Genomic DNA, 6,800 nt, shown 5'->3' with positions numbered 1-6,800 from the left:
CCAACGGCCCCAGTTCGAACACGCCCCCGGCGGCCGGTCGGCGCCCGTCCCGCCGGTGCCGTCCGCACCGCCCACCGTCGGCGTCGTACCGCCGCGGCCGGACTCCGACCCGGACGCACCCCGCCACCGGGACTGACCGGCAGGCGCGCCCGGTCACCGGGACCGACCGGCTGGAGGGAGGCCGCCCGCGGGCCGACCCGTCTCCCACGGAGCCGGCCGGCTCCGGTCGTCAGCCCACCCTGTACTCCGCGACGTCCTGCGTCCGCAGCGTCAGACCGTGGCCCGGGCCCCCGGTGGGACCGATCGTGCCGCCCGCGGGGTCCAGGGTGCCGTCGAAGAACGTGTCCTCGATCCGGACGTGGTCGTGGAACCACTCCAGATGCCGCAGGTTCGGGACGCAGGCCGCCACCGCCGCGTGGACGTGCGGGGCGCCGTGCCCCGACACCTCCAGGCCGTGGGCCTGGGCCAGCGCCGCCGCGCGCAGGAACTCGGTCGGCCCGCCGCAGCGCGTCGCGTCCACCTGGAGGCAGTCCACCGCCCCGGCCGTGATCATCCGGGCGAAGTACGGCAGGTCGAAGCCGTACTCCCCGGCGGTCACGTCGCTCACCACGGCGTCCCGCACCAGCCGCAGCCCGGTCAGGTCGTCCGAGGAGACCGGCTCCTCGAACCAGCCCACCCCGTGCTCGGCGAGGGCGTGACCGACCCGCACCGCCTGCTTGCGGGTGTACGCCCCGCCCGCGTCGACGTAGAGCTCGGCGTGCTCGCCGACGACGTGCCGGGCCGCCCGCACCCGGTGCAGGTCACGGGGCACCTCCCGGCCCCAGCCCGCCCCGATCCTGATCTTCACGCGCGGGATGTGCTGCCCGTGCACCCACCCGTTGAGCTGCGCCGCCATGTGCGTGTCGTGGTACGTGGTGAAGCCGCCGCTGCCGTACACCGGCACCCGCTCCCGGCACGCCCCCAGCAGCCGCACCAGCGGAAGCTCCAGCAGCCGGGCCTTGAGGTCCCACAGCGCGACGTCCAGCGCCGAGATCGCGCAGGCCGCGATGCCCGGCCGGCCGGCGTCGCGCACCGAGCGGCACATCGCCTCGTGCACGGCCGGAACGTCCAGCGCGCTCATGCCCTCCACGAGCGGCGCGAGATGCCCGCTCAGGAAGTCACCGACCGCCGGCGGACCGTACGTCCACCCGGTGCCGGTCGCGCCGCCCGCCGACACCTCGGCGATCACCACCGTCGTGGACTCCCAGGCCAGCGTGGAGTCGGCCTCGGGGGCGTCGGCCGGCACGGTGTAGACGGAGACGCCGGGTCGGTGCAGTTCCATCGTCGGACCGTCCTGTCGTGGTCAGCCGGCCTGCTGGAGCCGCGGCAGCACCTTGGTGCGGTAGAAGTCGAAGAAACCGCGCAGGTCGGGGCCGATCTGGTTGACGTAGACACGGTCGAAACCCGCGTCGGCGAACCGGCGGAGCTCGGCGACGTGCTCGTCCACGTCGTCGCCGCACACCCGGCTCTCCCGCACCATGTCCTCGGTGACCAGCGTCTGCGCCTGCTCGAAGTGCTTGGGCGAGGGCAGCACCTGGCCCAGTTCGCCGGGCAGCAGCTCGTTCGCCCACAGCCGGTGCACGGTACGCACGCACTCGTCGCGGTCGGTGCCGTAGCAGACCTTGGTGCCGCCGCTGACCGGCTTGCCGCCGCCCCCGCCCTTGCGGTACTGCTCCACCATCGAGGTGTCCGGCATCATCGTGATGTAGCCGTCGCCGACCCGGGCGGCGAGCTTGGTCGCCGCCGGCCCGAAGCCCGATATGTCGATCGGGACGGGCTCGTCCGGCACGGTGTACAGGCGGGCGTTCTCCACCGTGTAGTGCGTGCCGTGGTGGTTGACCTCCTCGCCGGAGAACAGCCGGCGCATCACCTGGATCGACTCCTCCAGCATCTCGAGCCGTACGTGCGCGGGCGGCCAGTGGTCTCCGAGGATGTGCTCGTTCAGGGCTTCGCCCGTGCCCACGCCCAGTCGGAACTCCCCCGGCGACATCACCGCGGCCGTGGCCGCCGCCTGCGCCACCACCGCCGGGTGCGTCCGTACGGTCGGGCAGGTCACCGCCGTCCCCACCGGCAGCGACACCGCCTCGGACAGCGCGCCGAGCACCGACCACACGAACGGACTCTGTCCCTGTTCGTCGTTCCACGGGTGGTAGTGGTCCGAGATCCACAGGGCCTGGAATCCGGCCTGCTCGGCCATCCGCGCCTGCTCGATCAGCTCGGCGGGACCGTACTGCTCGCACGAGAGGAAGTAGCCGTACTCGGGCATGGGGGGTGCCTCCGCGACATCGGCGGTTCGGGTCCCGGACCGGGTACCCGGGGGGCCGGACGGAAACCGGCGGACGTTTGGCGGCCCCGACCGGGGGGACGCGGAAGTCTCCCGACGTCCGCGACAACGCCGGAGGCGAACCGTGAGTCGACCCCGCATTGTGATCGTCGGTGCCGGCTTCGCCGGGTACCGCACGGCCCGGACGCTCTCCCGGCTGGCCCGTGGCCGCGCCGAGATCGTCCTGCTCAACCCCACCGACTACTTCCTGTACCTGCCCCTGCTGCCCCAGGTCGCCGCCGGCATCCTGGAACCACGCCGGGTCACCGTCTCCCTCTCCGGCACGCTGCCGCACGTGAAGCTGGTGCTGGGGGAGTCCGACCGCATCGACCTCGACGCGCGGCAGGTCCACTACACCGGCCCCGAGGGCGAGGGCGGCACCCTCGACTACGACCGGCTGGTCCTCGCGGCCGGCAGCGTCAACAAGCTGCTGCCGATCCCCGGTGTCGCCGAGCACGCCCACGGCTTCCGCGGCCTGCCCGAGGCGCTGTACCTGCGCGACCACGTGACCCGGCAGGTGGAGCTCGCCGCCGCCACCGACGACCCCGAACGGTGCGCCGCCCGTTGTACGTTCGTCGTGGTCGGCGCCGGCTACACCGGCACGGAAGTCGCCGCGCACGGGCAGCTCTTCACCGACGCGCAGGTCTCCAGGCACCCGATGCGGACCGGGATGCGGCCGCGCTGGCTGCTCCTCGACATCGCCGACCGGGTCCTGCCCGAGCTGGACGAACGCCTCTCCCGCACCGCGGACACCGTGCTGCGGGAACGGGGCGTGGACGTGCGGATGGGCACCTCCGTGAAGGAGGCCACGCACGACGGAGTGCTGCTGACCGACGGGGAGTCCGTCGACACGCACACCCTGGTGTGGTGCGTGGGCGTACGCCCCGACCCGCTCGCCGAGTCCCTCGGACTGCCCATGGAACGCGGTCGGCTGCTCGTCGACCCGCACCTGCAGGTGCCGGGCCGGCCGGAGGTGTTCGCCTGCGGGGACGCCGCCGCGGTGCCCGATCTGGAGAAGCCCGGCTCGTACACCCCGATGACCGCGCAGCACGCCTGGCGGCAGGGCAAGGTGTGCGCGCACAACGTCGCCGCGTCGTTCGGTGACGGTGAGCGGCGCGCCTACCGGCACAAGGACATGGGGTTCGTGGTGGACCTGGGCGGCGTCAAGGCCGCCGCCAACCCGCTCGGCGTGAACCTGTCCGGGGTGGCGGCGGGGGCGGTCACCCGCGGCTACCACCTCGCGGCGATGCCGGGCAACCGGGTGCGCGTCGCCGCCGACTGGCTCCTCGACGCCGTACTGCCGCGTCAGGCCGTCCAGTTGGGACTCGTACGGTCCTGGTCGGTGCCGCTGGACACGGCGTCGCCGGAACTGGCGCGGGTGCCGGGCGAGCCGGGGCGGGGGCAGTCGTCCGGGGGCGGGGCACAGCCGCCGACAGCCGCCCGGCCGGGCTCGGAGCCGACGGGGGACCGGGCAGGCGGAGGGGCTGCCGAGGACCGGCCGGACGGCGCACCGGCGAAGAACCGGCAGGGTGGCGGGCACGCCGCGGGACGGTCCGGTGGTGAGCCCGCCAAGAAGCAGCCCGGTGGCGAACCGGCGAAGAACCAGCCCGGTGGCGAACCGGCGAAGAACCAGCCCGGTGGTGAACCGGCGAAGAACCAGCCCGGTGGTGAGCCCGCCAAGAGCCGGCCCGCCGTCACCCCGCCCCCCGATCAGCCGCCGCCCGGTCCCGATGTCGCGCCCGGACCCGTCAGGCGCACCGACCGCACCACCGAAGGAGACTCATGAACACCGGTGAACTCGTCGAGCTCGGGCAGCAGTTGAGGGTGGACAGTGTCCGCGCCGCGGCTGCCGCGGGCTCCGGGCACCCCACGTCGTCGATGTCCGCGGCCGACCTGATGGCCGTGCTGTTCGCCCGCCACCTCCGCTACGACTTCGAGCGTCCCGACCACCCGGGCAACGACCGCTTCGTCCTCTCCAAGGGCCATGCCTCGCCCCTGATGTACGCCACCTACAAGGCGACCGGCGCCATCGACGACGAGGAGCTGCTCACCTTCCGCAAGAACGGCAGCCGCCTCGAAGGGCACCCCACCCCCCGGCGACTGCCCTGGATCGAGACGGCCACCGGCTCGCTCGGCCAGGGGCTCCCCGTCGGCGTCGGCATCGCGCTGGCCGGGAAGCGGCCGGCCCCCGCCGACTACCGGGTGTGGGTGCTGTGCGGCGACAGCGAACTGGCCGAGGGCTCCGTCTGGGAGGCCGCCGAGCACGCCGCGTACGAACACCTGGACAACCTCACGCTGATCGTGGACGTCAACCGGCTCGGGCAGCGCGGCCCCACCCGGCACGGCCACGACCTGGACGCCTACGCCCGCCGCTTCCAGGCCTTCGGCTGGCACACCGTCGAAGTGGACGGCCACGACGTGGACGCCGTCGACCGCGCCTACGGGGAGGCCCTGTCCACCAAGGGCCAGCCCACCGCGATCCTCGCCCGCACCCTCAAGGGCAAGGGCGTCGGGGCGGTCCAGGACCGCGAGGGACTGCACGGCAAGCCGCTGCCCGAGGCCGAGGAGGCCATCGCCGAGCTCGGCGGCCCCCGTGACCTGCGCATCCGGGTGGAGGCGCCGTCCGCCGACGCGGCGCCGCCCGCCGGGCGCACCGGCCGGCCCGACCTGCCCCGCTGGGAGAAGGGCGAGGAGGTGGCCACCCGCAACGCCTTCGGCGAGGCGCTGACCGCCCTCGGCACCGCGCGCGGCGACGTCGTCGTCCTCGACGGAGAGGTCGGCGACTCCACCCGCGCGGAGGCCTTCGCCAAGGAACACCCCGAGCGCTACTTCGAGTGCTACATCGCCGAGCAGCAGATGGTCGCCGCGGCGGTCGGCATGGCCGCGCGCGGCCGGCTGCCGTACGCCGCCACCTTCGCGGCCTTCCTCACCCGCGCCCACGACTTCATCCGCATGGCCTCGATCAGCGGCTCCGGGATCAACCTCGTCGGATCGCACGCGGGCGTCGCCATCGGCCAGGACGGTCCCAGCCAGATGGGCCTGGAGGACCTGGCGATGATGCGGGCGGTGCACGGCTCGACCGTGCTGTACCCGTGCGACGCCAACCAGACCGCGCGGCTGGTCGCCGCGATGGCGGACCTGGACGGCATCCGCTACCTGCGCACCTCGCGCGGTGCGGGCCCGGTGATCTACGGCCCAGACGAGGAGTTCCCCGTCGGCGGCAGCAAGGTGCTGCGCTCCTCCGGCCACGACCGGCTCACCCTCGTCGCGGCGGGCGTCACCGTGCCCGAGGCGCTGGCCGCCGCGGAGGCCCTGGAGGGGGAGGGCATCGCCGTACGGGTGATCGACCTGTACTCGGTGAAGCCGGTCGACCGGGAGACGCTGCGCACGGCCGCCGAGGAGACCGGCTGCCTGATGACGGTGGAGGACCACCACCCGGAGGGCGGCCTCGGGGACGCGGTCGCGGAGGCCTTCGCCGACGGGCGTCCGGTACCGCGCCTGGTGCGGCTGGGCGTGCGCGGCATGCCGGGTTCGGCCTCCCCCGAGGAGCAGCTGCACGCCGCAGGCATCGACGCCGAGTCGATCGCGGCGGCCGGCCGGCTGCTGGTGGGGGAGGCGATCGTGTCGTGAGCGACGACGGTGCGCGCACCGTACGGGCCGGCCGTCGTCAGGTGGAGATCCGCAGGCCGGGGAAGGTGCTCTTCCCCGGCGGCGGGAACACGAAGGAGTACACCAAGGGCGACCTCGTCGACTACCACCGGGCCGTCGCCCCGTTCATGCTGCCGCACCTGCGGGGCCGCCCGCTGATGCTGGACCGGCGCCCGGACGGCATCGACGGCCCCACGTTCATGCAGAAGAACACCCCGGACGGCTACCCGGACTGGATCACCCGCGCCGAGGTCGCCAAGGAGGGCGGCACCGTCACGCACACCGTGTGCGACGACACCGCCACCCTTCTCTACCTCGTCGACCAGGCGAGCATCACCCTGCACCGCTGGCTGTCCCGCACCGCCCGGACCGACCGCCCGGACCGGCTGGTGTTCGACCTGGACCCCTCCGGCGACGACTTCGAGGCGGTGCGGGAGGCCGCGCGGCTGCTGGGGGAGCTGCTGGACGAGCTGGAACTACCGTCCGCCCTGATGACCACCGGTTCCCGGGGTCTGCACGTCGTCGTGCCACTGAGCGGGACCCAGGACTTCGACGACGTACGCTCCTTCGCCCGCGAGGCCGCCGACACCCTCGCCGCCGCCCACCCCGACCGGCTCACCACCGCCGCCCGCAAGAAGGACCGCGGCGACCGGCTCTACCTCGACGTGCAGCGCAACGCCTACGCACAGACCGCCGTCGCGCCCTACACGGTCCGCGCCCTGCCCGGCGCGCCCGTCGCCGTGCCCGTCTCCTGGGACCAGCTCGACGACCCGGACCTGCACGCCCGCCG

At 73.9% G+C, this 6,800-nt stretch carries 5 protein-coding genes; 3 read left to right on the top strand and 2 right to left on the bottom strand.

Features of this window, described 5'->3' with window-relative positions:
- Window positions 1–229: 229 nt before the first annotated feature.
- Window positions 230–1,321, bottom strand: coding sequence for an enolase C-terminal domain-like protein (locus B7767_RS26740; RefSeq protein ID WP_085574427.1), 1,092 nt, complete (start codon window positions 1,319–1,321; stop codon window positions 230–232).
- Between the two features lie 21 nt (window positions 1,322–1,342).
- Window positions 1,343–2,305: an LLM class F420-dependent oxidoreductase gene (locus B7767_RS26735; RefSeq protein ID WP_085574426.1), complete on the bottom strand. Its 963-nt coding sequence runs from the start codon at window positions 2,303–2,305 to the stop codon at window positions 1,343–1,345.
- A 142-nt stretch (window positions 2,306–2,447) separates the two neighbouring features.
- Between B7767_RS26735 and B7767_RS26730 the strand changes: the two genes are divergently transcribed.
- The 3 genes from B7767_RS26730 to ligD all read left to right on the top strand — a co-directional run.
- On the top strand, window positions 2,448–4,148 hold the full coding sequence (locus B7767_RS26730; RefSeq protein WP_085574425.1) for an NAD(P)/FAD-dependent oxidoreductase: 1,701 nt from the start codon (window positions 2,448–2,450) through the stop codon (window positions 4,146–4,148).
- On the top strand, window positions 4,145–5,992 hold the full coding sequence (locus B7767_RS26725; RefSeq protein ID WP_085574424.1) for a transketolase: 1,848 nt from the start codon (window positions 4,145–4,147) through the stop codon (window positions 5,990–5,992). Before B7767_RS26730 ends, B7767_RS26725 begins: the two co-directional genes overlap by 4 nt.
- A partial coding sequence (ligD, locus tag B7767_RS26720) for a non-homologous end-joining DNA ligase (RefSeq protein ID WP_085574423.1) occupies window positions 5,989–6,800 on the top strand: 812 nt, incomplete at its 3' end. The genes B7767_RS26725 and ligD, both read left to right, overlap by 4 nt.

Source organism: Streptomyces sp. 13-12-16 (assembly GCF_002114215.1).
Lineage (GTDB): Bacteria > Actinomycetota > Actinomycetes > Streptomycetales > Streptomycetaceae > Streptomyces.
The sequence above is the reverse complement of the archived record's forward strand: the minus strand, read 5'-3'. Positions and strand labels throughout refer to the sequence as shown.

Coding starts and splice junctions, on each gene's coding strand:
- B7767_RS26740 (WP_085574427.1), bottom strand. CDS start 1,321: ATGGAACTGCACCGACCCGGCGTCTCCGTCTACACCGTGCCGGCCGAC.
- B7767_RS26735 (WP_085574426.1), bottom strand. CDS start 2,305: ATGCCCGAGTACGGCTACTTCCTCTCGTGCGAGCAGTACGGTCCCGCC.
- B7767_RS26725 (WP_085574424.1), top strand. CDS start 4,145: ATGAACACCGGTGAACTCGTCGAGCTCGGGCAGCAGTTGAGGGTGGAC.